At 37.2% G+C, this 25,897-nt stretch carries 28 protein-coding genes; 12 read left to right on the forward strand and 16 right to left on the reverse strand.

The features are described from left to right. Positions 1 to 48: 48 nt before the first annotated feature. From coaE to ruvB, 3 genes are all read right to left on the reverse strand, one after another. A complete protein-coding gene (coaE, locus tag AC2A1G_RS03855) occupies positions 49 to 684 on the reverse strand; it encodes a dephospho-CoA kinase (RefSeq protein ID WP_484045638.1) in 636 nt (211 codons plus the stop codon). A gap of 9 nt (positions 685 to 693) precedes the next feature. After that, the gene (locus AC2A1G_RS03860; protein ID WP_484045639.1) at positions 694 to 1,560 is read right to left on the reverse strand and encodes an MBL fold metallo-hydrolase; all 867 of its coding nucleotides are present in this window, start codon (positions 1,558 to 1,560) and stop codon (positions 694 to 696) included. Positions 1,561 to 1,670: 110 nt separating this feature from the next. Continuing rightward, positions 1,671 to 2,693 carry a Holliday junction branch migration DNA helicase RuvB gene (ruvB, locus tag AC2A1G_RS03865; protein ID WP_484045640.1) on the reverse strand — a complete coding sequence of 341 codons (1,023 nt, stop codon included), beginning with the start codon at positions 2,691 to 2,693 and terminating at the stop codon, positions 1,671 to 1,673. A gap of 197 nt (positions 2,694 to 2,890) precedes the next feature. Between ruvB and hutI the strand changes: the two genes are divergently transcribed. The 4 genes from hutI to AC2A1G_RS03885 all read left to right on the forward strand — a co-directional run bounded on the left by hutI (position 2,891) and on the right by AC2A1G_RS03885 (position 7,695). Further along, complete coding sequence (gene hutI, locus AC2A1G_RS03870; RefSeq protein WP_484045641.1) at positions 2,891 to 4,117, forward strand: imidazolonepropionase; 1,227 nt, start codon at positions 2,891 to 2,893, stop codon at positions 4,115 to 4,117. Between the two features lies 1 nt (position 4,118). After that, the gene (locus tag AC2A1G_RS03875; RefSeq protein WP_484045642.1) at positions 4,119 to 5,225 is read left to right on the forward strand and encodes a DUF695 domain-containing protein; all 1,107 of its coding nucleotides are present in this window, start codon (positions 4,119 to 4,121) and stop codon (positions 5,223 to 5,225) included. Positions 5,226 to 5,229: 4 nt separating this feature from the next. Beyond that, positions 5,230 to 6,144, forward strand: coding sequence for a formimidoylglutamase (gene hutG, locus AC2A1G_RS03880; protein WP_484045643.1), 915 nt, complete (start codon positions 5,230 to 5,232; stop codon positions 6,142 to 6,144). 258 nt (positions 6,145 to 6,402) lie between these two features. After that, positions 6,403 to 7,695, forward strand: a complete 1,293-nt coding sequence (locus tag AC2A1G_RS03885; protein ID WP_484045644.1) for an NAD-dependent succinate-semialdehyde dehydrogenase — start codon at positions 6,403 to 6,405, stop codon at positions 7,693 to 7,695. A 224-nt stretch (positions 7,696 to 7,919) separates the two neighbouring features. On the opposite strand, the gene AC2A1G_RS03890 is transcribed toward AC2A1G_RS03885, so the two are convergent. From AC2A1G_RS03890 to AC2A1G_RS03950, 13 genes are all read right to left on the reverse strand, one after another. Then, on the reverse strand, positions 7,920 to 11,021 hold the full coding sequence (locus tag AC2A1G_RS03890; protein WP_484045645.1) for an efflux RND transporter permease subunit: 3,102 nt from the start codon (positions 11,019 to 11,021) through the stop codon (positions 7,920 to 7,922). 195 nt (positions 11,022 to 11,216) lie between these two features. Further along, positions 11,217 to 12,299, reverse strand: coding sequence for an efflux RND transporter periplasmic adaptor subunit (locus tag AC2A1G_RS03895; protein WP_262149288.1), 1,083 nt, complete (start codon positions 12,297 to 12,299; stop codon positions 11,217 to 11,219). 8 nt (positions 12,300 to 12,307) lie between these two features. After that, positions 12,308 to 13,549 carry a TolC family protein gene (locus AC2A1G_RS03900; RefSeq protein WP_484045646.1) on the reverse strand — a complete coding sequence of 414 codons (1,242 nt, stop codon included), beginning with the start codon at positions 13,547 to 13,549 and terminating at the stop codon, positions 12,308 to 12,310. Positions 13,550 to 13,723: 174 nt separating this feature from the next. Continuing rightward, the gene (locus AC2A1G_RS03905) at positions 13,724 to 14,638 is read right to left on the reverse strand and encodes a helix-turn-helix domain-containing protein (protein ID WP_484045647.1); all 915 of its coding nucleotides are present in this window, start codon (positions 14,636 to 14,638) and stop codon (positions 13,724 to 13,726) included. Positions 14,639 to 14,642: 4 nt separating this feature from the next. Beyond that, positions 14,643 to 14,996, reverse strand: a complete 354-nt coding sequence (locus AC2A1G_RS03910; RefSeq protein WP_484045648.1) for a hypothetical protein — start codon at positions 14,994 to 14,996, stop codon at positions 14,643 to 14,645. A gap of 7 nt (positions 14,997 to 15,003) precedes the next feature. Beyond that, a complete protein-coding gene (locus AC2A1G_RS03915; RefSeq protein WP_484045649.1) occupies positions 15,004 to 15,219 on the reverse strand; it encodes a hypothetical protein in 216 nt (71 codons plus the stop codon). After that, a complete protein-coding gene (locus tag AC2A1G_RS03920) occupies positions 15,216 to 15,662 on the reverse strand; it encodes a DUF2147 domain-containing protein (protein ID WP_484045650.1) in 447 nt (148 codons plus the stop codon). Before AC2A1G_RS03920 ends, AC2A1G_RS03915 begins: the two co-directional genes overlap by 4 nt. A 5-nt stretch (positions 15,663 to 15,667) precedes the next feature. Next, the gene (locus tag AC2A1G_RS03925) at positions 15,668 to 16,444 is read right to left on the reverse strand and encodes an SDR family oxidoreductase (RefSeq protein WP_484045651.1); all 777 of its coding nucleotides are present in this window, start codon (positions 16,442 to 16,444) and stop codon (positions 15,668 to 15,670) included. 215 nt (positions 16,445 to 16,659) lie between these two features. After that, the gene (locus tag AC2A1G_RS03930) at positions 16,660 to 18,024 is read right to left on the reverse strand and encodes a sensor histidine kinase (protein ID WP_484045652.1); all 1,365 of its coding nucleotides are present in this window, start codon (positions 18,022 to 18,024) and stop codon (positions 16,660 to 16,662) included. 1 nt (position 18,025) lies between these two features. Then, positions 18,026 to 18,706 (reverse strand): response regulator transcription factor, encoded by a 681-nt coding sequence (locus AC2A1G_RS03935; protein ID WP_484045653.1) that lies wholly within the window; start codon positions 18,704 to 18,706, stop codon positions 18,026 to 18,028. Between the two features lie 603 nt (positions 18,707 to 19,309). Next, the gene (locus AC2A1G_RS03940; protein ID WP_484045654.1) at positions 19,310 to 19,582 is read right to left on the reverse strand and encodes a hypothetical protein; all 273 of its coding nucleotides are present in this window, start codon (positions 19,580 to 19,582) and stop codon (positions 19,310 to 19,312) included. 3 nt (positions 19,583 to 19,585) lie between these two features. Next, on the reverse strand, positions 19,586 to 20,050 hold the full coding sequence (locus tag AC2A1G_RS03945; protein ID WP_484045655.1) for a hypothetical protein: 465 nt from the start codon (positions 20,048 to 20,050) through the stop codon (positions 19,586 to 19,588). A 4-nt stretch (positions 20,051 to 20,054) separates the two neighbouring features. After that, on the reverse strand, positions 20,055 to 20,771 hold the full coding sequence (locus AC2A1G_RS03950; protein WP_484045656.1) for a S24 family peptidase: 717 nt from the start codon (positions 20,769 to 20,771) through the stop codon (positions 20,055 to 20,057). A 113-nt stretch (positions 20,772 to 20,884) separates the two neighbouring features. Between AC2A1G_RS03950 and AC2A1G_RS03955 the strand changes: the two genes are divergently transcribed. The 8 genes from AC2A1G_RS03955 (at position 20,885) to AC2A1G_RS03990 (ending at position 25,895) form a co-directional block, all read left to right on the forward strand. Continuing rightward, positions 20,885 to 21,130, forward strand: a complete 246-nt coding sequence (locus AC2A1G_RS03955) for a hypothetical protein (RefSeq protein WP_484045657.1) — start codon at positions 20,885 to 20,887, stop codon at positions 21,128 to 21,130. 3 nt (positions 21,131 to 21,133) lie between these two features. Further along, positions 21,134 to 21,322: a hypothetical protein gene (locus tag AC2A1G_RS03960; RefSeq protein ID WP_484045658.1), complete on the forward strand. Its 189-nt coding sequence runs from the start codon at positions 21,134 to 21,136 to the stop codon at positions 21,320 to 21,322. 179 nt (positions 21,323 to 21,501) lie between these two features. After that, on the forward strand, positions 21,502 to 21,726 hold the full coding sequence (locus AC2A1G_RS03965) for a hypothetical protein (RefSeq protein ID WP_484045659.1): 225 nt from the start codon (positions 21,502 to 21,504) through the stop codon (positions 21,724 to 21,726). A 9-nt stretch (positions 21,727 to 21,735) separates the two neighbouring features. Beyond that, on the forward strand, positions 21,736 to 23,739 hold the full coding sequence (locus AC2A1G_RS03970; RefSeq protein WP_484045660.1) for an AAA family ATPase: 2,004 nt from the start codon (positions 21,736 to 21,738) through the stop codon (positions 23,737 to 23,739). A gap of 18 nt (positions 23,740 to 23,757) precedes the next feature. Further along, positions 23,758 to 24,006: a hypothetical protein gene (locus AC2A1G_RS03975; protein ID WP_484045661.1), complete on the forward strand. Its 249-nt coding sequence runs from the start codon at positions 23,758 to 23,760 to the stop codon at positions 24,004 to 24,006. A gap of 4 nt (positions 24,007 to 24,010) precedes the next feature. Next, the gene (locus tag AC2A1G_RS03980) at positions 24,011 to 24,910 is read left to right on the forward strand and encodes a recombinase RecT (protein WP_484045662.1); all 900 of its coding nucleotides are present in this window, start codon (positions 24,011 to 24,013) and stop codon (positions 24,908 to 24,910) included. After that, positions 24,910 to 25,167, forward strand: coding sequence for a hypothetical protein (locus tag AC2A1G_RS03985; protein ID WP_484045663.1), 258 nt, complete (start codon positions 24,910 to 24,912; stop codon positions 25,165 to 25,167). The genes AC2A1G_RS03980 and AC2A1G_RS03985 overlap by 1 nt, the downstream gene beginning before the upstream one ends. Beyond that, positions 25,164 to 25,895: an MBL fold metallo-hydrolase gene (locus tag AC2A1G_RS03990; RefSeq protein WP_484045664.1), complete on the forward strand. Its 732-nt coding sequence runs from the start codon at positions 25,164 to 25,166 to the stop codon at positions 25,893 to 25,895. Before AC2A1G_RS03985 ends, AC2A1G_RS03990 begins: the two co-directional genes overlap by 4 nt. The last annotated feature ends 2 nt before the right edge of the window (positions 25,896 to 25,897 follow it).

Genomic DNA, 25,897 nt, shown 5'->3' on the forward strand with positions numbered 1-25,897 from the left:
GTACATATAGTAATTAAAAATCCCGCTGAAAAATTCAGCGGGATTTTGTTATTCAATATCAAAGATGATTTTTTCGGTTTGATCTTTCAGGTCATCAAGATTTATGTTGTTGTAGATAACATAATCTGCCAGCTTTATCTTATCCTTTTCCGGCATTTGTTTTTCCATAACCGATTGTACTTCACGATATGTTTTTCCGTCTCTATCCATCACCCTTTTGATTCTGATATTGTCTTCGGCAGTTACTAAAATCGAGCGGTAACATTGCTTATTTAATTTTAACTCAAACAGCAAAGCCGTTTCTTTGAATACCAGATATTTTTCCTGTTTCTTTACCCAATCTTCAAAATCGATGCGTACTGCAGGATGAATGATTTCATTAAGAGCCTGAAGCAGCTCACTGTCATTAAAAACCATTTCTGATACAAACTTGCGGTCGTACAGTCCTTTTTCATTATAGGATTGCGGACCCAGAAGTGCTTTGATTTTTAATTTTAATTCTTCGTTATCGTTCACAATCTCTTTAGCACGGTCATCTGAATAATAAACAGGAAATCCACACTCTTCAATGAATTTTGCCACCGTGGTTTTTCCTGAACCAATGCCTCCTGTTAAACCAATTATTTTAGGCGCAGATAAGGGATCGGGTTCGCTTTTCTGATTTTCTGAAATTAATTCTTCCATAGCTCAAAATTAATATCCAAAAACATCATTAAAACTGAAAGTCTCATCCAATCGAACTCCTTTTTCAGTCATTTTTAAACTTGCCAGTTCGTGGTGTGCATCATGCTCAAAAAACAACAGGTAATCATTATCCACACACTGTTTCAGAAACTTAGCTTTTTCTTCCACTGTCAAAAGCGGTCTTGTATCATAACCCATCACGTACACCTGCGGAATGTGTCCTGTCGTCGGAATTAAATCAGCTGCAAAAACAATTGTTTTCTCCTGATACTGAATCACCGGAAGCATCTGTTTTTCGGTGTGCCCGTCAACAAAAATCACATCCATTTTTAAATCCGGAGCGAAACCATAATTTCCGTTGGTTGGAAGTGGTAGAAAATTCAACTGTCCGCTTTCCTGAATAGGTAAAATATTTTCTTTTAAAAAGCTGGCTTTCTCTCTTGGGTTGGGTTCAGTTGCCCATTGCCAGTGGTTTTCATTTGTCCAGAACTGTGCATTTTTAAAAGCCGGTCTGTAGCCTGATCTGTCGTCATTCCATTCAATTGCACCACCGCAGTGATCGAAGTGAAGATGGGTAAGAAAAACATCAGTAATGTCTTCCTTCACAAAACCATACTTCTTCAAATTTTTATCCAAAGTATCGTCGCCCCAAAGCGAATAGTGACCAAAGAATTTATCGTCCTGCTTATTTCCCAGGCCGCAATCAATTAAAATTAATTTTTTGCCGTCTTCCACAAGCAGAGATCTTGTTCCGAGTTCAATTAAATTTCTTTCGTCTGCAGGATTGGTTTTTTCCCACAGACTTTTTGGGACGACCCCAAACATCGCTCCGCCGTCGAGCTTAAATTTTCCGCATTGAATTGGATATAGTTTCATATAAGTTTATTATTTTATGTTATTGATTTTAAATTATGGCGCTGCAGTAATATTGAATGAATTTCCAATTTTTTAAGTTAAAAGAATGAGCACATCAAAATCTTTTTCCTTTAAAAAAGTTCCCCCGGATTTCTCGGCACAGCAATATTCAAATGTTTATAAGCCTTTTCAGTCACTTCTCTTCCTCTCGGAGTTCTGATGATAAAGCCTTCCTGAATCAAGAACGGTTCATACACTTCTTCCAGCGTTTCAGGGTTTTCAGCGATGGATGTTGCCAAAGCTGAAATTCCCACAGGCTTTCCTCTGAAGTTTTCAATCATCACACGCATGATTTTATTGTCCATTTCATCCAGTCCAAATTCATCAACGTTCAGAGAATTCAGGGCATATTTTGTGATTTCAATTTCAATTTCACCGTCACCTTTGATTTCGGCGAAATCACGAACTCTACGCAGTAAAGCATTGGCGATTCTCGGTGTTCCGCGGCTTCTTCTGGCAATTTCAATTGCAGCATCTTCATAAATTTTCACACCTAAAACCCTTGCACTTCTGATGATTATCATCGATAAAAGTTCAATCGTGTAATATTCCAGCCTGCTTTGAATACCGAATCTTGCCAGCATCGGCTTGGTCAGCATTCCGCTTCTGGTGGTTGCTCCCACCAAGGTAAAAGGATTCAGACCAATCTGAACACTTCTCGCATTCGGGCCGCTTTCCAGCATGATGTCGATTTTATAATCTTCCATCGCAGAATAGAGATATTCTTCTACAACAGGTGAAAGTCTGTGAATTTCATCGATGAACAGTACATCGTTTTCCTCAAGATTCGTCAGCAAGCCGGCTAAACTTCCGGGCTTATCCAAAACAGGACCTGAAGTGATTTTGCAGCCAACTCCCAATTCATTGGCAATAATATTCGCCAAAGTAGTTTTCCCCAAACCGGGCGGGCCGTGCAACAAGACATGATCAAGAGCACCGCCACGTCTTTTGGCGGCGGTCACGAAAACTTCAAGATTCTCCAGTGTTTTTCGCTGTCCTGCGAAATCTTTAAAGCTTTGCGGGCGAATCTGTTCTTCCTGCATCAGCTCCTCATTGGAGTAATTGTCTTTGTCTGGATGTAAAAAATCGGGCATTAATTCAGTTTCATTTACCGTAAAGATAACAATTTTAGGTTTAGGCAAAGGTTGAGATTGTATAAATTTTCGTCAAATTCAAAGTTTGGAATCCGGAATGTTTTACAGTAAACCAATTGATATATTTTAAGTATTTTTGAAATGAAATTGATGAGTTGCGCTTTTCAGCCTCAACGTCAACCTTAACCTAATTTTTAATGAAACTAATTGGTCCTTTCAGGCAGGTCGTTACACTTGCCAATCTCCCGTTAAGAGGAAAACTTTCAGACGAACAACTCGAAATTATTGCTGATGGTGGAATTTTAATTAAAAATAATAAAATTCAGCAAATCGGAAATTTCGAATTATTAAAATCTGAAAATCAAAGTATAGAAATTGAAGCTGTGGATGGTGAGCAAATTGTGCTTCCGGCTTTTGTAGATTCTCACACCCATATTTGCTTCGGCGGAAACCGGGCGAATGATTTTGCCATGAGAAATGCCGGAAAAACATATCTTGAAATTGCCGAAAGTGGAGGCGGAATATGGAGTTCCGTTCAACATACGAGAAAAGCTTCAGAAGAAGAATTACTCAAAACACTTTTGGAAAGAATTGATTTTTTAATTTCTCTTGGAATTACAACGATTGAAGTAAAAAGCGGTTACGGTTTAGATGTAGAAAATGAACTTAAAATGCTTCGGATCATTAAAAAAGCACAGCAGCAGACAAAAGCGACTTTAGTTCCGACCTGTCTTTCAGCTCATTTAAAACCGAGAGATTTTGAGGGAACGAACGAAGAATATTTGAATTATATTTTAACAGAAATTTTACCAAAAGTAAAAGAAGAAAAACTCGCAAACCGCGTTGATATTTTTATTGAAAAATCAGCATTTCAGCCGGAAGAAAGTAAAGAATTTTTACTTAAAACTAAAGATTTAGGTTTTGAAATTACCGTTCATGCCGACCAATTTACGCCGGGAAGTTCGAGAATCGCTGTGGAAGTCGGCGCAAAATCTGCAGACCATTTGGAAGCAACAATCGATGAGGATATTGAGTTTTTGGCAAACTCAGATACAGTTGCAACAGCTTTACCTGGTGCAAGTTTAGGTTTAGGAGAAAAATTTACTCCTGCAAGAAAATTACTGGATGTTGGAGCAATTGTCGCCATCGCAAGCGACTGGAATCCTGGTTCAGCGCCGATGGGAAATCTTATTACACAGGCTTCCATCTTAGCCACATTTGAAAAACTGACGACAGCTGAAGTTTTGGCAGGAATGACCTTCCGCTCAGCTTTTGCATTGAGTTTGGAAGACAGAGGAATATTGAAAGAAGGTATGAAAGCTGATTTTGTTACCTTTAAAACAGATAATTTCCAGAATGTACTGTACAATCAGGGAAGTCTGAAGGCAGAAAATGTTTTTATTGACGGTGAAAAAATAAAATAAAATGGGAATTTTTAATAAAGTTTTCGGAAAGAAAGAGAAAAACGGGGAAGTTGAAATCAGGAATTATAAAGATTTCTGGGATTGGTTTTTAACGAAAGAAAAGGATTTTTATGAAGTCATTAAAAATCATAAAAACATCGAGAAAGATTTTTTTGATGAAATTTCACCTAAACTGAAACAGCTCAATGAAGGTTATTATTTTCTGTGCGGAATGAGCGATGATGCAGTTGCAGAATTAATAATTACAGCAGATGGAGATATCAAAAATATTGTTTTTGCAGAAGAAATTATCGCCGAAGCACCAAAACTGGAACACTGGAAATTCACAGCACTGAAACCCGAAATGAATCTCGACCACGGAATTAAAATGGATGGAAGAGATTTTTCACAGGATAATATTTTTTTCTATTCTAATGAAATCGAGGGATATCCCGACGAGATTGATGTAACTTTTGTTTACGAAGGCTTAACTGAAGAAAACAAAAACGACTGCGTAACCGGAGTCTGTATTTTTCTGGATAATTTTCTGGGCGAACTCAATTTTGCAACGCAAATCGATACATTTAATGTTATTGGTAAAGATGAGGCTGAAGCTGAGCTTGTTCCTGTTTCCAAATTGAAAGACTTTTTATCGTGGAGGGAAAGAGAATTTATTGAAAAATATAAAAACCTCAAAGATATGGGAGATGAAGACGCTTATTCGGTTTTGGAAGCTATCCTGAATAACGGATTACCGTTGATTGCCACAGTAAATACCACTGCACTGAACTACGAATCCAAAGCATCCTACCCTTGGATTTCTGCCCTGAAAATTGAATATAACGGAAATGAAAACAACGGCTTGCCGGAAAGCAGTGATTATGAAAAGCTGGACAGTATCGAAGAAAATGCTTATCAAAGCCTAAAAAATGAAGGTGGAAGCGTTTACATTGGGAGAGAAAGTGCCAATAATGTAAGAGAGATTTATTTTGCAAGCAAAGATTTCAGAAAAGTGTCAAAAGTTTTGCAAAATATTATTAAACATCATCCGGAATATAAAATGTCACTCGAAATATACAAGGATAAATACTGGCAGAGTTTTGAACGCTATAATGTAAATCAAAATTAATAAAATGATTTGGCAGGGAAGGAATGATGGTGATGAATTATTGCATCACAGAATATTTCAGAGAGTAAAAGAGGAACATAATTACGATTCTGTTTCAACTAATGATTTCGTTTTACACGGATTCGCCGTTGACGAGGGCGTTCGCAGAAATAAAGGAAGACAGGGTGCGAAAGATGCGCCGGATGTCATCCGAAAAAACATGTCTAATTTTCCGGTGATCCGTCCGGATTTTTCACTGCTGGATTTTGGAAATATTACCTGTGAAGACGGAAATCTCGAAAATTCGCAGAACGAGCTGGCGAAAGGTGTTTCAAAAGTATTGTTGAAAGGCGGCAAATCTTTGGTCATCGGCGGCGGTCATGAAGTAACTTTTGCTCATTACCGTGGCGTAAAGACGGCTTTTCAGGAACAGAAAGTTGGAATTATAAATTTTGATGCCCATTTCGATAACAGACAACCTGAAAATGGAGTGGGAGCAAGCTCCGGCACAGGATTTTGGCAAATTGCACAGGAAGGAGAAATCAATTCTCTTCATATCGGCATACAGAGAAATTCGAATACTTTAAAATTATTCGATACCGCACATCAGTTTGGAATGAAATACATTCTGGCAGATGAATTATTTTTTGAAAATATTCCGTCGGTACTTGAGAGAATCAATGAACTGGTCGACTCTGTGGATGTTTTATATGCAACAATTTGCATGGATGTTTTCAACGCTTCGATTGCTCCGGGAGTTTCCGCTGCTGCGTACAACGGTATCTTTGCGGATGCTGCTTTTATGAATATCTACAGACACATTCTGAAAAATAAAAAGCTGGTTGCGCTCGATATCGCAGAAGTAAATCCGCATTTTGATATTCAGGAACGTACGGCAAGACTGGCTGCGGGTCTGGCTAATGAATGGTTTATGATTTGATGAAATTTTCGATTGCTGATTGAGCGATTTAAAGTCATAGAAAATCCGCTCAATTATCGCAATCTGCGTGAGAATTTTTGAACTAAATCTTATAGATTAATTTCATTTAATATATAAAAAGTTTTAGCCTTAATAAATACAAATCATAGAATTTATCAGTAATAATAAAAGTTATAAGGAACAAAATTTGTTGCCTTAAAAATGCTTTATCCAAAAGCAGAAGATTCTGAACCGAATCTTTAAAAATGGAAATCTAACATGGAAAATTTAATAGAAAACAAGCTTTTAAAAGCTGACAAAGCTTTTCAGGAATGGAAAAAAGTTCCGTTTGAAGAAAAGCAGAAACTCATTGCAAAAGCTGCAGAAATTTTTAAATCAAACTCTGAAACTTTTGGCGAAATCATTACTGAAGAAATGAATAAACCCATTTCTCAATCTGTTGCAGAGGTTGAAAAGTGTGCATTAATGATGAATTATTATGCGGAAGCAGAAAATATTTTAAATCCGGAAAAAATTGATTCCGAATACAGTATTTCAGAAATTCACTACGTTCCTAAAGGTGTAATTCTCGGTGTGATGCCTTGGAATTTTCCCTTCTGGCAGGTTTTACGATTTGCAACTCCCGCAATTCTGGCGGGAAATACAGTTGTTTTAAAACATGCCTCAATTTGCTTCGGAAGTGGAAATGCAATCGAGAAAGTTTTTATTGAAGCCGGCTTTCCTGAAGGCGTTTTCCAGAATCTTGAGATTGGACATAAAGAAGTTCAGGAAGTTTTGGAACATAAAACCATTCATGGTGTAAGTCTTACCGGAAGCGAAAAAGCAGGAGCGGAAGTTGCCGCAATCGCCGGAAAAAATATCAAAAAGTCTTTATTGGAATTAGGCGGAAGCGATGCTTTTATCGTTCTGGATGATGCTGATCTTGATGAAGCAGCGAAAGTTGGTGCGTTGGCAAGACTTCAGAATTGCGGACAAACCTGTGTCGCTGCGAAAAGATTTATTATCCAGAGAAATATTGAGTTCGATTTTCTACCAAAATTTATTGAAGAATACAAAAAATATGTTCCGGCTGATCCTAAATTAAAGGAAACAAAATTAGGAGGAATGGCAAGACCTGATTTGGCTGATGATTTGGAAAAACAATATCAAAAAGCTTTAGATAATGGTGCAGAAGCAATTATTCCGTTAGAAAGAATTTCTGAAAACGAATTTAATCCTGGGCTTATTAGAGTGGAAGAAGGCAATCCGATTTTGCAGGAAGAATTATTTGGTCCTTTAGGAATGATTATGATTGCTGAAAATGATGATGAAGCCCTTGAAATGGCTAATAACATTCCGTTTGGTTTGTCTAATTCAGTCTGGACGAATGACAAAAGGAGACAGCAGTTTTTTATCGAAGGATTAGAATCCGGAACGGTCAACATCAACAGAATGACAAGTTCAGATCCCCGTTTTCCATTCGGCGGCACGAAAACTTCCGGTTACGGAACCGAACTTTCTTTACACGCGTTGAAAGAATTTGTAAATATCAAAACGATTATAGGGAAATAAACTTATTCAATTGAATTTTAAACCATTAAGATTTGTAAGTGAATAAGATTGGTTAAGAATCAATGAATTGATTAAGCACATCACTTAATGATTTACCTTCGTAAAGCTTAACAAATCTCCATCAAAAATTTCTTAACAACTCAATGTCCTTAATGGTTCAAAATTGAATCATAAAATCAAAATCTCCCGAAATTTTCGGGAGATTTCTTTAGGTTAAAAAACAATTATATAATTTCCTGTGATTTTTTACTGCGGTTAAAAATCCAGAATATAATTGGAAAAATAAGTAAAGTAAGAACTGTCGCCGTTATCAATCCGCCTATGATGACGATGGCCAAAGGTTTCTGAGATTCCGAACCAATTCCTGTAGATAGCGCTGCCGGCAACAATCCGATGGATGCCATCAAAGCGGTCATAATTACGGGTCGTGTTCGGGATTTTACACCGCTCAGAACGGCGTCATCCAGCCCCAAACCGTCTTTTATGTTCTGATGGAATTCGGTAATCAGAATTACACCGTTTTGAATACAGATCCCGAGCAGGGCAATCATTCCGACTCCGGCAGAAATTCCGAAATTCATTCCTGTAAGATGCAGTGCGATAATTCCGCCGATCAGGGCAAAAGGTACATTGGCTAAAACCAAAAATGAATCTTTCATATTTCCGAAAAGAATAAACAGCAGGAAGAAAATTCCCAAAATACTGATCGGAACCACTTGCGTTAATCTCGCCGTTGCCCGCTGCTGGTTTTCGAACTGGCCGGTCCAGCCCACTTTGTAGCCTTCTGGAAGATCGATTTTAGCTACTTCTTTTTGTGCATCAGCGATTGTTCCTCCCAAATCACGGTCACGAATCGAGAATTTAATCCCGATATACCGCTTGATATCGTCCCTGTAAATAAATGCTGCACCGTTATTTTTTTCGATGGTTGCCACTTCTTTCAGGGGAATCATCGTTCCGTCCTGCGTAGGAATCATCAGAGAGGCCATATCGTTTTCATCTTTTCTATATTCGTGAGAGTATCTCAGACGGATCGGGAATTTTCTTTCACCGTCGTACATTTCTGAAGCCGTTTTCCCACCGAAAGCCATTTCCAGAACGGTTTGCGCGTCTTCAGGCATCACGCCGTAAGCAGCCATTTTATTTCTGTCCCAAACCACATTGACTTCAGGCTGACCAATATTTTTAATGATTCCTGCATCGCGAACGCCGTTCACATCTTTTATCGATTTCAAAACTTTATCTGCCAGTTCATCCAGAGTCTGAAGGTTGTCACCGTAAATTTTAATACCGTTTTCAGCTTTAAATCCGGCAACGGCCTCAGCAACGTTATCAGAAATCGGCTGGGAATAATTGAAAGTGATTCCCTGATAATTGCTCAGTTTTTTGTCGATGTCTTCAATCAATTCGTCATAAGTGATTTTACGCGTCCATTCATCTTTGGGTTTGAGGTTGACGGCAAACTGCACAAATCCAAATCCGTTCGGGTCGGTTCCGTCGTTGCTTCGTCCGGTTTGAGCCAAAACATCTGTCACTTCCGGTACGCTCATAATGTCTTTCTTCAGAATATCTGCGGTTTTTAAAGATTCATTTAAAGAAGAACTCATCGGCATTTCGGCGGTAATCCAAAGTGAACCTTCATTTAACTGCGGTAAAAATTCTGTTCCTAAAAATTTCCCTGAAAATAAAGTCACGGCAACGATTGAAATAGAAACTATTAAACTTATTTTCTTGTTTTTAAATGTAAATCTGAAGCCTTTTAAAACAATTCTATCCCAGAAATTCACAAACGGATTGTTCTTTTCTCTTACATTTTTATTTAAAAGCAAATGAGTCAATACAGGAACTAAAGTTAAGGTGAAAATCAGAGCTCCCATTAATGCAAAACCTAATGTAAACGCTAATGGTGAAAACATTTTGCCTTCTACTTTCTGAAAGGCAAAGATGGGAATCAGAGAGGTGATGATGATTAACTTTGAAAAGAAAATTGCTTTTCCTAAACCTGTTCCTGTCTGTTTGATCCAACCGGCTTTTGCCATTTTGTTGAATCTTTCCGGACCGTATTTCTTGGCTTTATGGTCAAGCATTACGAAAATTCCTTCCACCATCACCACGGCTCCGTCAATAATAATTCCGAAATCTACAGCTCCCAGTGACAGTAAATTGGCGCTCATCCCGCAAAGCTTTAAACAAAGGAAAGCAAACAGCAATGAAAGCGGAATAATGATGGAAACGGCAAGCGTCGTTCGCCAGTCGGCCATGAAAATTAAAACAATCACAGTCACAAGGATGATTCCTTCGAGCAAATTGTGCATTACGGTTTCTGTGGTAAAATCCATCAGATGATCACGGTCGTAGAAAGTCACCATTTTTACATCTTTCGGAAGAATTTTTTCGTTCAGTTCGGCAATTTTAGCTTTTACACCTACCAAAACTTCACGGGGATTCTCGCCTTTTCGCATCACTACAATTCCTTCCACGGTGTCGTCATGATTGTTCAGACCGGCCTGTCCAACTCTTGGTCTTGAGCTTTCATGAACTTCAGCAACGTTTTTAACCAAAATCGGGTTTCCGTTGTCATTATGAATCGTGATGTTGGCGATATCATCCGTCGACTGCACCAAGCCGATTCCACGAACCACGTAGGCCTGTCCGTTTTTTTCGATCACGTCTCCGCCCACATTTAAATTGCTTTTTGTCACAGCTTCATAAACCTGCAGCGGCGTCAGATTGTATTTATCCAAAGCTCTCGGGTCGATACTCAGCTCAAAAACCTTGTCCTGACCACCGAAAACATTGATATCAGCTACTCCCGGAACGCCGCGAAGTGCTCTGTCAATCACCCAATTCTGCAATGTAAGCAGTTCACGGGAATCTTTCTTTTTACTTTCCAGCGTATACCTGAAAATTTCTCCGGTTGGTCCGTACGGAGGCTGTACTTCAGGGTCGATGCCTTCGGGAAGGCTGATATTTCTAAGCTGATTGTTGACCATATTTCGGGCAAACATATCGTCTACACCGTCATCAAAAAGAATTTTTACAATGGAAAGACCAAACATCGTGGTACTTCTCACACTCGTTTTTTTCTGAACCGGACTCATTGCCAACTCAATCGGTGTAGTTACAAAACGTTCAACTTCCTCGGCACTTCTTCCGTCCCACTGCGTGATGATGACGATTTGGGTATTGGTGACATCAGGGAAAGCCTCAATCGGCATGTTTTTAAAACTGATAAATCCCGCCACCGCCAAAACAGCGACCCAGATAAAGGTAAATGCCTTGTTTTTAAGTGAAAATGAGATTATATTTTTTATGAATTTATTCATGATGGAAATTAAAGGTTAGACTTTAGATATTGAATGAATAACTAAATGTTTGATAAAATCTGAATGATTTCAAACCATTGAGAACAGGTGTATTTAAATTAAATAAGCAGCATCGGAACTATGAGAATGATTAAATGAAAAGAGAAATACCTATAAAACTCAATTACTGTAAAATGCCTCAATGGTCTGTTGAAATCAATTGTTCAGAGAACGGTAGATGAGCAGCTGATTGTTGGTAATCACGTTTTCACCCTCCTTTAAACCTTCAGAAATGTAGGTGAATTCACCCACCTGTTTTAAAACCTGAATTTCTTTTATCTTCACATCATTTCTTGATTTGAAAACCACAACATAGCTTTTGTCATCATCAAAAATGACTGCTTTCGAAGGTATGGACAGTGCATTTTTATTTTCAGATTTCGAAACTTTTATTGTCGCTTTACTGTCAGGAATAAGCAACCCGTTTGCATTGTCGAGAACCACTCTTGCCTGCATTGCATTGGTTTCAGGGTCGATGATTTTAAATATCTTATCAATCTTTCCGTTGAAAATCTTGTCTGGATAAGAAAGGGTAGAAACCTGAGCAGGCATACCGAGGCTTATTTTATCGATATCAGCTTCGTTGATGTTCATAATCGCCCAGACATTAGTGGTATTGGCGACATCAAAGATATTCTCGCTTCTGTCGCTTCGCAGCTGCATGTCTTTGTTGATGTCTTTGTGAACAATGTATCCACTGATGGGTGCGAGAACGCTGTAAATATTGCCGTTCTTAACATTATACACGGTGCTCACCGCCGAGGCTCTCTGCATCTGGTCTTCTGCTTTCTGAAGCTGGCTCTTCGCTTCCAGAACATCACGTTCTGTATTCAGTTTACCTTCGTACATTTCTCTGGCAACACGGAGATTGTTTTTTGCTACCTGCAAATCTGTTCTTGCATCACTTACATCACGCTGCACTTCAGCAAGCTCGGTACTTCTGATGGTCGCCAAAACCTGACCTTTTCTCACGTAATCTCCCAGTTCCACATTTACGCTCATTACATTTCCGCCTACCAATGGGAAAACGTCGATGTATGAGTTTCTGTCGGCGGAAATTTTGCCGTAAAAACTGTAAAAATCCTCTATATTTCTGCTTTCCACTTTTGCTGTAGAAATAGATTCAAGCATGGTATTGCTCAGTTCAAAACCTTTAGGCTCGGTGTTTTTTGGAGCTTCGGGCTTGGAGCAGGACCATAAAAGCAAAGCTGAAAACAGGGGTATGATTAATTTTTTCATTGTATTGTTTAATAGAAGATTTTAGTTTGTACCAATTGATTGAGTCTGATGGCAGATTCCATCAGCTCATTTTTCATGTCGTAGATCTGTAAGGCGGTCTGGCGGTAGCTTTCCATAAAATCGGTGAATTCGATGAGGCTGACGTTTCCGTTTCTGAAATTCTTAAGCATTCCTTCGTACACCAGATCAAGATTGTTGAGATCGGCAGTTCTGATTTCCGATAACTGTTCAAACTGTGTTTTCCAGATCTGAAAAGCAGATTCCACTTTTGTTTCCAGATTCAGTTTCTGAAATGCTGCGTTTTTCTCATTCTGGCTGATGGCAAATTTTGCTCTGGCCACGTTCCCGCGGTTGCTTTTCCACAAAGGAATCGGAATTCCTACCTTCAGGTTTATTTCGTTATTAAAAGTTCCTGATGCCTGATCGTACTCTGCACCGACGTTCAGATCGGGAACATTCAGGGATTTCTGCCACTGCGCATAAAGTTTGGAATTATCAATCATCTTCAGGATGAAGAGATAATCTGCATTGTTTTCCAAAGCTTTTCTTTTTAAATCTTCGCTGTCGCCTAAAGGTTGCTCTTTCAGAAGCTGTTTTGCCTCGTCTGCGGAGATTTCGGGTTCGATATTTTCTGTAATTCCCGTGAGCACTTTCAGATTCTGCTCAAATTCCAGAAGATTTTTGTTGATGCCTACTTTGTCATTTTTCAGCTGAATGACGATGCTCTGAAGTCTCACTTCATCTTTCAGGGATACATTTCCTTTGGCAGACTGCACCTTGTATGCTTTCAGAAGATCATTCATGTAACCCAGCTGCTTGTCTATGTTTTCAAGCTTGAGTTTTTCGTAATACAGATTGTAGTAATTGGTGTGAAGCTGTGTTCTCAGTTCCACCAAAAGCTGTGAAAACTGCAGTTGTGCCAGTTCTTTATTGGATTTTGCAAATGCGATTTCATTTTTCTTTTTTCCCCCCATGTAGATCAGCTGCGTTACCTCAAAGCCTTTGGCTCTTCCTGCATCCAGAAATCTTTTATCCTCGGGGTTATAGGCATTGATGTAGCCGCTCATTTGCGGAAGCTCCCAAATTTTCGCCTGCAGAATATCGGCATCTGCCATGCTGATGCTGTACTGCTCAGCTAGCAGCTGAAGATTATTCTGCTGAAAGGCATTTTCGCAATCCTGAAGCGACATTTGCTGCTGTGCTGTCAGGAAAGACGAGACAACAATCAACAGCCCTGCAAATTTGTTCATTATCATTATTTTGATGACAAAAGTGCGGCTACCCGATTAAAAGGAACTTAAAGGAGGCTTAAAAAAAAATTAAATTGTGATTTTCAGAAAAAAACTTCCGTCAAATATCTTCGGAAGTCTGTATATTATGTAACGATATTGTGAATTTTGATCTGTTGTACAAGATCTGAAAAGCTAATTAAAAGCCGCTCTGAATTGTAACGGACTTTGACTGGTTTTCATTTTAAACAATTTGCTGAAGCTTTGTGAATGTTCAAAACTAAGCTCGTAAGCAATCTCACTTACCGATAATTCAGTAGTGGAAAGCTTTTCTTTGGCTTTTTCAATCAGTTTTTCGTGAATGTGCTGTTGAGTGGTCTGACCTGTTAACTGTTTCAAAAGACTTCCCAGATATTTTACCGAAATGTGAAGGGAATCTGCGATAAGCTGTACACTTGGTAAACCTTTCGTTACCAGATCTTCATCATTAAAATAATTCTTGAGAAATTCTTCCATTTGCTCCAGAATTTTATGACTGCTTTTTTTTCTGGTAAGAAACTGCCTCTGGTAAAACCTTTCAGAATAATTAAGGAGTGTTTCCAGATGTGAAATCATAATATCCTGACTGAATTTATCGATATTCGACTGATATTCGTTTTGAATGATTGCCACGATCCCGTTCAGAATATTTTTTTCTTTATCTGAAAGGAATAACGCTTCATTCACAGAATAACCGAAAAATTCATATTTCTTGATCGTCTTTGCCAGAGAAGTTCCCCAAAGAAAGTCGGGATGAATAAGCAAAACCCAGCCGGAAAGGTCGTCATCCGGTTCCGGTCCTGCTCCTCTTAAAACCTGATTCGGACCAACAAAGTACAGCATTCCTTCATCAAAATCATAAGTCTGCTGACCATAAAAAAGCTTGTTGGTAAATCCTTTTTTCAGCGAAATATAATAGAAATCGAATGTTGCTGTTATTTCCTCATTGCTTGTCGGAACATTTAAATCAGCATAATTCAAAACACTGATCAACGGATGTTCAGGGCTTGGTAAGCCAAATGCACGGTGTGCTTCTGTAATGGTTTTAAAACGGATGGGTTTTGAATACATAAGATCAGTTTTTAAAAGGATATTTCAGCCAAATCATAATCAATGGAATCATCAGAAAAGGAATTTCCATTAAAACCATTTTAAAATTACCTGTATTCACCGCCAAAGCCATTATTAACAAGATCGACATTGCGTTAAGCACGTTTCCGAGAAAAAAAGTTTTTGGAATCATCAGCAAAACTGCAATAAGAATGATAGAGACACCGAGAACAGGAATGTAAGCTGCACTGATTCCCAGCTCGTTCATCATTTTGAGAGACTGCGGATTGTTTTTGTAATTAAGACTTTCCCAGCCATGTTTAAAATTGAGAATGACTGAAATGATGAGTAAGATCAAAGAAATTATACTTTTTATCATTGTATTTTTATTTAAAGATAAATTTAAAAAATAAATAATTGACTGCCAATCCGACGGGAATTCCTATCATCGCTGACTTTAAAGCTCCTTTTGCTTTCTGTGGAAAAGAATTTCTGTGTCTGAAATACAGAAATATTCCTACCGGAGGCATCATCTGAGATAGTAAAGCCCAATGTTTTGCCAGTTTTTCATTATTGCTCATCTGAAATTTTTTTAATGTCATGGTATTCTTTTAAACTTCATTGTTTTCCCAAGCAGCGAAACTCCCATGTATCCTCTGAACTGAAGATTGTTTAAATCGGTAAGTTTTGCTTTCAGACTGTAAGAATTTCCATCAGTAGGATTGTATAGCTTTCCGCCGGTATATTCACCGTCTTCGAATGTAAGATTGGTGATGTTGATCATATTTTGACGGGAACGGTTTCTTAATTTTGCATCAGGATTTTTTAAATCTTTTTTTGGAGTTTTTCCGTCAGCTTCAAACATATTTGATGCCCAAAGAAGTTTCCCGAAATATTTTCCGTTTTGCATAAAGATTTCAAATTTCAGCTTCACCTCGCCATCAATACTTTCCCATTTTCCGGTAATCTTATCTGCTGAGAGCTTTTGTGCAAATGATAGAGATGATACTAAAATCATCATCATAAAAAAAAACGGTTTTCTCATTATATTTAATTTTTAAGATTTTTGATTTTTTTAAATTCACGATGTCCGAAATTCAGCATCGCATTGGGAAAAAGCCTCGTTGCCAGTTTGATGATTCCAATCATTGGAGGTTTCAGTTCTTTTTTGTTTTTCAGCATTCCCTTAATTACGACATTTACCATTTTATCAACATCCATCATCATTCTCGGGTTGGGTTTTACTGCCCATTCATTCTGAAGATTGGTATTGACTCCGGGTGGAATCATCTCAAAAACTTTAATGTTGGTGTTCTCCAGCTGCAGTCTCAAAGCCTGTGTGTAAGCACGTACGCCTGCTTTTGTTGCGCTGTAAATAGGAGCAGAAGAATAGGACATAAAAGCAATGCCTGAAGATACATTTACAATGGCTGCTGATTTCTTTTTAAGCAAATGCGGCAGAAACTGATGAACCATCTGAACGGTTCCGGAAAGATTGGTAGTAATCTCAAGATTGATATTTTCGAGGTCGGGACTTTTGTCCTGCAAATCAATAAGACGCATTAAACCTGCGTTGTTGATAATGATATTCAAATCCGGAAACAGTGTAGTAACTGTATCGTACAGATCTTTGATGTCTTTCGGCTTGCTTACATCACTTTGAAAGGTATGAATGTTTGGGAATATCGATTTTGCATTGTACAAAGCTTCGGTATTTCGTCCGGTGACGATGATGTTTGCGCCTTGCTCTGTTAATTGTTTTACGAGTTCCAGGCCTATTCCGCTGGTTCCGCCGGTGATGAGAACGGTGCTGTTTTTAAGTTCCATTTTGTCTTTCTTTTTGATATTGCAAAGTTCTGCAGCTGAAAGAAAAACGATGTAGCCAAAAGTCGTGTTGTTGTAGCTGAAAAGATAGTTTAAGAATTGATGCGCATGATTTGGTCAGTTTATCAGCATGAGTTGGTTAATTCATCCGCATGAATTGATTCATTCATGCGCATGAAATTTCTGGGCGTTCCGAATCCGCATGAAATCAGGAGAAATCATTTATTGAAAATAATACTGAATTGATTTAAATTTTCTGCGGGAGAAGAATACAAAATGTCGGCTCCGTGGTATTCCAGAATTCTTTTTACAATTCTTAATCCCAGTCCGGAACCGGAAATATTTTGAGAATTATTGCCACGGGTAAATGCCTCAAAAAGCCTTGTCCGCTCTTTTTCCGGAATGGTTTGTCCAAATGAGTCTACATCAACGACAATCCCGTTTTCATTTTCGGTCAGTAAAATATTCACTTCTTCTGTTTCTGAATAGATGGCTGCATTTTTCAAAAGATTGATAAATACAATAATCAACAAAGACTGCACGCCATTAATGGTAAGTAATGCATCTTCGTGCGAGGTTTCAGCAATATTGAAATCCATTTTCAGTTTGGGGAAACTTTTCTTTACACGGTCAAAAGATTCGAATATCACTTCATCAATACGTACTTCTTCGTAAATGGTCTGTATATTTTCTTTGTCAAATTTCGTCAGTAAAAGCAGTGAATTGGTAAGATCTGAAAGTACATAAACATCTCTGAGCATCTGCTGAAGTGCCGAAAGCGTAGTAGGAGAGTGCTCTTCAAGTTTGATGAGGTTTTCAATTTGGAAAGCCATTCGTGTAATCGGAGTTCGGATTTCGTGAGAAGCACTTGCCGTAAAGTCTTTTTGAGACTGAAAAACATCATTCAGTCTTATGATCATGGTGTTGAAGGAGTGAGCGAGAATGCTGATTTCGTCTTTAGCATCTTTTACAGGAAGCTGAGTATTCAGCTTATGAGCCGTGATCTCTGATACTTCCTGATTGAGCTGCTCAAGCGGATGAAGGAATTTTCCCATAAAATAATAGCTGAAGAAGCCGATGAGAAGAGTGCTTGTAATGTATGCCGTAATTAAAAGATATTTAAGATAGGCAAGTTTAGATTTACCGGTCGTATCGTTTGCGCTGGTAAGAATGTAATAATTCTCTCCGTTGATCGCTCTTTTTGCAGCGTAAATTTCAGGAGTGGATTTTTCTGTGTAGACCGATTTTTTATTGTCGAGTTCTGATAGAAGTTTAGGATCCCACGTTACCTTTTGATCTTTAATTGTAGAATAGATCAGTTCTTTATTGGCATTAAATATGAGAATCTTTTCATTGAGAAGTACATTGTCTGAGTTTTCATTAAAAAATACAGGAGCTTCTTCTTCGAAATCTTTAGATTTTAAAATAAAGTGCGAAGTAAATTCAAGTCTCTGCACAAATCTCTGCTTAAATTCATCACGTCTGAAATCATTGAATAAAATATAAATAATTACCATTACAATCCCCAGTAGAATCGAAAAGGTAATACTTAACGTTAAAGCGATTTTCCGTTTTAAAGACATTTTATAATGGACTTAAGTAATATCCGAAACCGGATCTTGTGTGAATCAGTTTTACAGGAAAATCTTTATCTAGTTTCTTCCTCAAAAAGTTGATGTATACTTCAACTGTGTTGGTATTGGTATTAAAATTATGTTCCCAGACGTGTTCTGTAATCTGCTGTTTTGAAACCGTTCTTCCCTGTGCTTCGGCAAGATAAACCAGCAATTGGAATTCTTTTAAAGTCAGCGCAATTTCGTTTCCGGATCTGAAGACTTTCTGTTCGGTTTTATTGATGATGAGGTCATCAACTCTTATGACATCTAATTCTATATTTTCGGACTGCGTTTTTCTGCGAAGAAGAGAGTTGATTCTCAATAATAGTTCTTCAAACTGAAAAGGTTTTACCAAATAATCATCCGCAAGTCTCGTGAACGCATCTTTTTTATCTGAAAGATCTCCGTACGCCGACAGGATAATGATCGGCGTGGTTTTATCAAAAGTTCTTAAAGTCTGGCAGACATCGAGACCGTTCATTTTTGGAACATTGATGTCTAAAAGATAGAGGTCGTAGGAATTATTTTTAATTTCTCTCAAAAAAGTTTCGCCATCAAAAACCTTTGAGCAGGTAATTTGATTGGATTCTAAAAATTTACACAATTCTGCGGAAAGAATAAGGTCGTCTTCCAGTAAAAGAATATTCATCAGGAACTAATTTTTTACTAAAGTAGAAAAAAAAATTTTGATGTGTATTGAAAATGGTATTGGAGAGGAAGGTTTAATTAAATTTTAATTATGATTAAGTTTTTATAAATCTTCAGAAATGATTTAAGTTTTTTTTTTCTACTACAGATTTTAATGAAAGTCCATTTTTATCTTAAAGCTTATTTCACACTAGTTTTGTCATTGACTACGTCGAATCTTCGATTTCCGTAGGAATCTAAACCGCTTATTTCATTGTGCTGAGATTCCTGCGGAATGACAAACAAGCCGGACAAGTCTATTACTACTAAAATAAACTCATGAAACTTTTTAAAATGGATGTAGATTCAAATTAAAAGTAAATAAAATGTCTGAACACTATCAGAAAAAAAACAGTTACAAACCTTCAAGAAACAAAAAAATCCCGACATAATCGGGATTTGCTGGAGCCAACTACGGGACTTGAACCCGTGACCTCTTCCTTACCAAAGAGGAACTCATAATGCCGTCAGAAAGAAAATGATTTAATAATCAACTATTTAAGTAATATTCTAATTTTATCTTTTATTAATTTTCATTGTTAAAGTTACCGCGACAATTACCGTCCTATTTTTCTACTTTACTTTGTACACGGTATAAATTTGCTTCAAATCCAAAAATATAGTTTACATTAATTTTAAAGTATTCACAGAACACACGAATATCTTCTGCTGAAAAGTGATAAGCTTGCTTGTAATTTTCTTGATTTTGATTTTTCAATTTGCTTATCCGCGACTTTTCCCATTTTATAACATCATAAGCAACTTGCTTGAAAGAGATCTCACCGGAATTTTTCAGAAGATCAATTGCTGCAATCATATTTTTATCAGTTTCAAACATATCTTATTTAATTTCTTTACCTGTTAAATCATATTTGTAAACTTTCAAGCCCTCTTTTTCAATCCCTAAATCATTATCAGCTGTGTACTTCAAGAAGATTGTCCAAGATTTTGCATTTTTTGAAACTAAGATATCGAATGGACGGAATGAAGCTTTGTTTTTCAAATTGAATTTAGCTAACCATAATGTTTGATCTGTATTGATATTGATCTTACCCAAATCACTAGCTGACGGTTCATAATCTTTAAAACCAACTGAAAATTTCACATCTACAAGTTGACTCTTTCCATCATTTATTTGTACAGTTTTATCTATTGAATAAAATCCTTTATCTGATTTCACAACATCTTCCGGAAGGACATACTCAGCATACTTCTTTTTTATAACAGTTGTTTCAGTTTTGGTTTCTGCCTGTGCAAATGCACAAGTTGAAATTATAACGCTGCATAGTAAAATTATTTTTCTCATAATGTTATCTTTTTCTTCTTTTGGATTTTCCGGAAATTCTATGTTCAACTACATTGTATAAGAAAGCAACTTCCCGAAGGTTAAGTATGAAATCTTCATGCTGGCCATCATCATTATTTAATGAGTGACATGTGATCTCTCCAGTTTCCGGATTGTGATCTGTAATTTCTTTAAGCATAATTCCCTTTGTTCCGTGGGCAATTACAAAATCATAGTCTTTAAAGTGTAATTTGTATTGCCATAGGTGTCGTTGAACCTCACGGCATATAACTACGTCTCCTTTGTGATAGTCATCTTCCATGCTGTCTCCATCAACTTCAAAAGCCAGATATTTACCTTTATATTCTTTGTCAGTTTCAATAAGCACTGAAGGTAAATCATTTAAATATTCTTCAGAATAATAAGAATCTGCATATCCAGCTCTGGCTTTAACAGTAACAACTTTAACTTCTAAAGTGCTTGTGTATTTTTTTTCAAGTAATTCGCCTTTTGGTCTGAAGTGTTCTATGCTCATTTCGCCGAGGCCTTCAATAAGCCACTGTTCGGATATGTTATGTTTGTTCGCTATGAGTCGCAGGTAGTAATCGAGCTTATCATTTTCACGTGCTACTGTTACTCTCAAATTATCAGGAGTTACAATGGAATCATCCCCCACGAGATCAGCATATTTTAATCCTTTTACCTTCCTGAGGTAATCTACACGTTCCTTTTTAGTTTTCATTTTAACTATTTATAATGATTATAAATAATAACAATTTGTTCTATTTTGTTATATTTATGTTTGGTTATGTTCGCTTTTGTTATATATTTGTAAGAACAAAACGTAATTACAAAATGAAAGAACGCACAAATATAACAAATCCGAATAAACTAAAGGAAACGGTTTCCCGTAAAATCAAGGAAGATTACGATTTGAGGGTTAAAATTGCGAATGATATGGATATGCGAGAATCGTCTTTGTACTTGGCTGCATACCGTAATGCGAAATCTCTTGAAAATTATTTTTTGATACAATCATTCAAAAAACACACTGGTTGGAAAGATGCTGAAATTTTTGAAAAAGAACAAATTAAAGCATAGATCATGGACAATTCAAAACAAATCCTAACAGATAAATTAATAAAATCAATTTCTGCCTATGTTGAAGTAGAAGTTTCAGCTTTTCTGGACGGCGTGGGAACCGTCCAGAATAAGCAACCTGACAGTAGAAAAACTTCTAAGCAAAATAAGATTGAAGAAATAAGAAATAAAGCAAAAAAAAGATTTTCATAACAATTAAAATTAAAAGCAATGAAAAAAATTCTTAAACGGTTCCTCAAAACGTTCATCCGGATTGACAGAATCCCCTTTACAGACAACGGCAAATCAGCTGAGTATTGTACAATGTTCATTTTAGGCTTAGCAGTGGCCTCAAATGTTTACCCAAGGTCTAACAATCAAAATTCTGAGACATGCCAGAACTAAAAGGACTATCAAAAATCAAAGGTCTTCTTGACAAAGTAATGGAAGCTGCTGAGCAGACCCGAACCAATCTGGAAGAAAAACGGGAATGGTGTGAAGAAAAATCCGAAAAATGGCAGGAAAGCGAAATCGGAGAAGAATGGACACAACATTTGGATGAGGTTGAAAACCTTCTTGATGGAATTGAAAATATAGACTACGAATTTTTACAATAACCAATAGCAATGAGTACAATCACATTAAAAAAATTAACTCTGTTAAATTTTAAGGGAATAAAAAATTTAACAATTGATTTCGACGCCAATACAAACATCTACGGCGACAACGGAACCGGGAAAACATCAATATTTGACGCTTTCACATGGTTACTTTTCGGAAAAGACTCTTCAGACAGAAAGGATTTTCAAGTTAAAACCCTGGATTCAGAAAATAATATTATCCCAAAAATTGAACACGAAGTTTCTGCGGAACTGGGAGTTAACGGCGACATAATTTCTGTAAAAAGAATCCTTAAAGAAAAATGGGTTAAAACAAAAGGAGCATTAGAGGCTGAGTTTTCTGGTAATGAAACTCTGTACTATTGGAATGACGTTCCGCTTTCCATGAAAGAGTTTGGAAATAAGGTGAGCGAAATTCTTGACGAACAGGTTTTCAAACTGATCACCTCCCCTACTGCTTTCAATTCTTTGAAATGGCAGGATAAACGAAACGTCTTAATAAAAGTCGCCGGAGATATTTCTGATCAGGAACTAGCAAAAGGAAATCCTGATTACTTACAGTTGCTCTCACAGCTTACAAACAAGACTCTGGACGAGTATAAAAAGCAGATTGCAGCTACAATCAAGAAATCCAGAGATGATATCAAGGCTATACCAACTAGAATTGATGAGGTTGAGAGAAGCAAACCCCAAGCTGTAGATTCTACAACTATCAATGCTGAAATTTCTAAAAAGCAAACATTGCTTGATGATATAGACAGAAAGATTGCAGATAAATCTTCTGCCAATGCTGATTTGATTCAGAAGAAAACTGATAATCAGAATCAGATCTTCGCTTTAAAATCAAGAAAAAATTCTTTGGTATTTCAGATAACTGAAACTGCAAAGACAAAATTAGCAGAGTCAACTTCGAAAGCTGACACTATCAAATCTCAGATCCATAAAAAAGATTCCGAAGAATTAGTTCCTGGCCAACAAAAGTTAAACAGACTTTCTAAAGAGAAAAACACATTAACTCAAACTATTTCCGGATATGAAAAATCAATGCAGGAAAAAAGAGAACTGTGGAATATTGAAAATGCTAAAACATTTGTATTCTCAGATGATGCGCCTGTTTGTCCATGCTGCAATAGAGCGCTTGATGCGGAAGCGGTAGAAGAGAATAGAAAAGAACTGCAGTCCAATTTCAATTCTAATAAAAAACAATTGCTTGATGAAATTAATTCTCAAGGTAAAGCTATAAAGGAGAAAAAAGAAAATGCAGAGGCAGAGCTTCAGGAATTGCTCAAGAGAATTACTTCCGGAGAAAATTACATTGAAGGTGTGTCTGCGGAGATTGTTGAATTGCGAGAAAGTCTGAAGGATGCCGAGTCAGAAACTACCGAAAAGCCTTCTTTAGATTTGGTTGTTGAGGTTATGCTTTCTGAAAATGATGAGTACCAAGCTATCATTGCTGACATCAAAAGCCTTGAAGGCTTGACATTCGAAACTCCTGCACAGGGAAATGCTTATTCTCAGGAGAAATCAGATTTGAATAAAGAAATTCAGGAATTAAGAGATTCTTTAAAATCGAATGATCTGATTGCTAACGCTGACAAACGTATTCAGGAACTTCAGGATGAAGAGAAAAAACTTGCTCAGAGTATTGCCGACATTGAAAAGACTCAATACATCATTGAAAATTTCATCAAGCTGAAAATTGATACTGTTGAGGATAAGATCAATACTAAGTTTGACTACGTGAAATTCAAACTTTTCGACAAGCAAATAAACGGTGCTTTGGTAGAATGCTGTGAAGCTTTAATCAATGGTGTTCCTTTCTCTGATGCCAATACCGCTTCAAAAATCAATGCAGGAATTGACATCATCAATACGCTTTGCGAGTACTATAGTGTTTCAGCTCCGATTTTCATCGACAACAGGGAAAGCGTTGTCAAACTCTTACACAGCAACTCTCAGATCATTAACCTTTTCGTTTCTCCGGAAGATAAAAAAATCAGAATAGCATAATTAATAAACATCAATAAAATGGATAGAGAAACTTTTAAACAACAATTATCAGAATTGTTCCCAGGTGAAAAATTAAATATCGTATGGGTTGAAGAAATAAACGATGCAAAAATCTTTATCAAAAGAGAACTTTCAAGATTAGAACTCGGGCACATGTTTTCGCTAGGAAGCAAAAGTCTAAAAAGTTTAGACGGCGGTGTAATCATCACATTCGATCTCGATAAAGCTTCACTTAACGCAATTTACAAACCTCAAATAATCAAATAACATCATGTCACAAGAAAACAACACACAGATTGCAGAGATTAAAAAAGATATCTCTTCACAGGTTTTAGCCAAAGTAGATCAATTCCAACAAGCTGGAGAACTAAAGCTTCCGTCAGACTACTCACCGGAGAATGCATTGAAATCGGCTTACCTAATCCTTTCGGAACAAAAGGTTGGAGGAAATAACGGCAGACCCGTTCTAGAAGCTTGCACAAAACCATCGATTGCAAACGCTCTTCTTAAAATGGTAGTTTGGGGACTTTCTCCGATGAAAAAGCAATGTGACTTTATTCCGTACGGAGATAAGCTTGAATGCTCAATTGAATATACCGGAAACATTGCTTTGGCAAAAAGATTTGGTGGTCTCAAAGATATCAAGCCGAGAGCTGTCTTTGAAGGTGATGACTTTGCTTTTGAAGTTGATCCTGAAACCGGAAGAAACAAGCTGGTAAAACACACTCAGACTCTTCAGTCTATGGGTTCTAAAAAAGTAATTGGAGCTTATGCTATCATCGAAATGACCGATGGTTCCAGAGATATGGAGATCATGAGTATCGAGCAAATAAAAGATTCCTGGAATCAGGGAGCAATGAAGGGAAATTCTCCAGCACACAAAAACTTTCCGGATCAAATGGCGATGAAAACTGTTGTTAATAGAGCCTGTAAGCCTTTGATAAGAACTTCCAATGACGCTATTCTTTACAGTGAGACCGATGGCGAAGGAGAAAGAACTATTGATGTAGTTGCCGAGAATGTGAAGCATGATATTAAAACCAATGCCAACAAAGAAGAAATTGGTTTCAAGGATATTTCTGATGCTGTTGAGTATGAAGAAGTAGCTGAGGAGAATGAACCTCAGAAAGAAAATGAACTTGTAGAAGAAACTTCAGGACCATCATTCTAATGGAAATATCTCACAGAATAGAATATGTGGAGGGCGATTTCGATACCCTTACCGGAGAGCTTGTAGCAGTTCAAAATCCTAAATACGGATCGGTTTGTCTGTGTTTTAAGGCAAATATGAATATAACCTTTGCTGAAATAAAACTCCATTCGAAAGATCTTGCTATAGAAGCAGATGCTGTACTTGATAGCGCTTATTCTTTAGCTAATGAAATTGCCAGAAGATTCAATGAATTCCCTAAAGATTTAAAAAAATGATTTTAAAAGTTTTAGGATCTGGTTCAAAAGGAAATGCTTACCTGCTCGAAAATGAGCAGGAAGCGCTTCTCATCGAATGCGGAGTGAATATCATGGACATAAAAAAAGCTGTGAACTTCAATATCTCAAAAATATCAGGATGTTTGGTAACTCATGAGCACGGAGATCATGCTAAATCAATCAACGAGGTAATGGCTGCCGGAATTAATACTTATGCAACTGCGGGAACATTTTCCAATTCGGTAAAAAAGCAAAGTCACAGACAGAAAGTAATTTCTCAGAAAGGACATTTCCAGGTTGGAAACTTCCAAGTGATTTCATTTCCAACTATTCATGATGTTGCTGAGCCGTGTGGGTTTCTGATTAATCACAATGACTGCGGAACGGTTCTATTTCTGACTGATACGGTTTATTCCGGATTTACTTTCAAGGGGTTGAATAACATCATCGTTGAAGCGAATTATGATCAGGATATTATTGATGAAAAGCTTGGAGATAAAAAGTTTCTCCGGGACCGAATCTACAACAGTCACATGAGTCTTGAAACCTGTATGGAATTTCTTGAAGCAAATGATTTGTCAGCGGTTAACAATATTGTTTTGATACACCTTTCCGACAGCAACTCTCACGAAATCAATTTTGCAAAGAAGGTTTCAGCTATCACGGGGAAAACAGTTACAGCAGCTAACAATGGACTAATAATCAATTTTAACAAAACACCTTTTTAATC

Source organism: Chryseobacterium sp. HNCC26DJ240 (assembly GCF_057180485.1).

Bases quoted from the DNA above. Each gene is read 5' to 3' on its own strand.
- AC2A1G_RS03950 (WP_484045656.1), bottom strand. From the start codon at position 20,771: ATGAAAACTAAAAAGGAACGTGTAGATTACCTCAGGAAGGTAAAAGGA.
- AC2A1G_RS03890 (WP_484045645.1), bottom strand. From the start codon at position 11,021: ATGAATAAATTCATAAAAAATATAATCTCATTTTCACTTAAAAACAAG.
- AC2A1G_RS03895 (WP_262149288.1), bottom strand. From the start codon at position 12,299: ATGAAAAAATTAATCATACCCCTGTTTTCAGCTTTGCTTTTATGGTCC.
- AC2A1G_RS03915 (WP_484045649.1), bottom strand. From the start codon at position 15,219: ATGACATTAAAAAAATTTCAGATGAGCAATAATGAAAAACTGGCAAAA.
- AC2A1G_RS03985 (WP_484045663.1), top strand. From the start codon at position 24,910: ATGGAAATATCTCACAGAATAGAATATGTGGAGGGCGATTTCGATACC.
- AC2A1G_RS03875 (WP_484045642.1), top strand. From the start codon at position 4,119: ATGGGAATTTTTAATAAAGTTTTCGGAAAGAAAGAGAAAAACGGGGAA.
- AC2A1G_RS03940 (WP_484045654.1), bottom strand. From the start codon at position 19,582: ATGTTTGAAACTGATAAAAATATGATTGCAGCAATTGATCTTCTGAAA.
- AC2A1G_RS03900 (WP_484045646.1), bottom strand. From the start codon at position 13,549: ATGAACAAATTTGCAGGGCTGTTGATTGTTGTCTCGTCTTTCCTGACA.
- AC2A1G_RS03920 (WP_484045650.1), bottom strand. From the start codon at position 15,662: ATGAGAAAACCGTTTTTTTTTATGATGATGATTTTAGTATCATCTCTA.
- AC2A1G_RS03945 (WP_484045655.1), bottom strand. From the start codon at position 20,050: ATGAGAAAAATAATTTTACTATGCAGCGTTATAATTTCAACTTGTGCA.
- AC2A1G_RS03925 (WP_484045651.1), bottom strand. From the start codon at position 16,444: ATGGAACTTAAAAACAGCACCGTTCTCATCACCGGCGGAACCAGCGGA.
- hutI (WP_484045641.1), top strand. From the start codon at position 2,891: ATGAAACTAATTGGTCCTTTCAGGCAGGTCGTTACACTTGCCAATCTC.
- AC2A1G_RS03980 (WP_484045662.1), top strand. From the start codon at position 24,011: ATGTCACAAGAAAACAACACACAGATTGCAGAGATTAAAAAAGATATC.
- AC2A1G_RS03885 (WP_484045644.1), top strand. From the start codon at position 6,403: ATGGAAAATTTAATAGAAAACAAGCTTTTAAAAGCTGACAAAGCTTTT.
- AC2A1G_RS03990 (WP_484045664.1), top strand. From the start codon at position 25,164: ATGATTTTAAAAGTTTTAGGATCTGGTTCAAAAGGAAATGCTTACCTG.
- AC2A1G_RS03970 (WP_484045660.1), top strand. From the start codon at position 21,736: ATGAGTACAATCACATTAAAAAAATTAACTCTGTTAAATTTTAAGGGA.
- AC2A1G_RS03905 (WP_484045647.1), bottom strand. From the start codon at position 14,638: ATGTATTCAAAACCCATCCGTTTTAAAACCATTACAGAAGCACACCGT.
- ruvB (WP_484045640.1), bottom strand. From the start codon at position 2,693: ATGCCCGATTTTTTACATCCAGACAAAGACAATTACTCCAATGAGGAG.
- AC2A1G_RS03955 (WP_484045657.1), top strand. From the start codon at position 20,885: ATGAAAGAACGCACAAATATAACAAATCCGAATAAACTAAAGGAAACG.
- AC2A1G_RS03935 (WP_484045653.1), bottom strand. From the start codon at position 18,706: ATGAATATTCTTTTACTGGAAGACGACCTTATTCTTTCCGCAGAATTG.
- AC2A1G_RS03860 (WP_484045639.1), bottom strand. From the start codon at position 1,560: ATGAAACTATATCCAATTCAATGCGGAAAATTTAAGCTCGACGGCGGA.
- coaE (WP_484045638.1), bottom strand. From the start codon at position 684: ATGGAAGAATTAATTTCAGAAAATCAGAAAAGCGAACCCGATCCCTTA.
- AC2A1G_RS03965 (WP_484045659.1), top strand. From the start codon at position 21,502: ATGCCAGAACTAAAAGGACTATCAAAAATCAAAGGTCTTCTTGACAAA.
- AC2A1G_RS03930 (WP_484045652.1), bottom strand. From the start codon at position 18,024: ATGTCTTTAAAACGGAAAATCGCTTTAACGTTAAGTATTACCTTTTCG.
- hutG (WP_484045643.1), top strand. From the start codon at position 5,230: ATGATTTGGCAGGGAAGGAATGATGGTGATGAATTATTGCATCACAGA.
- AC2A1G_RS03975 (WP_484045661.1), top strand. From the start codon at position 23,758: ATGGATAGAGAAACTTTTAAACAACAATTATCAGAATTGTTCCCAGGT.
- AC2A1G_RS03910 (WP_484045648.1), bottom strand. From the start codon at position 14,996: ATGATAAAAAGTATAATTTCTTTGATCTTACTCATCATTTCAGTCATT.
- AC2A1G_RS03960 (WP_484045658.1), top strand. From the start codon at position 21,134: ATGGACAATTCAAAACAAATCCTAACAGATAAATTAATAAAATCAATT.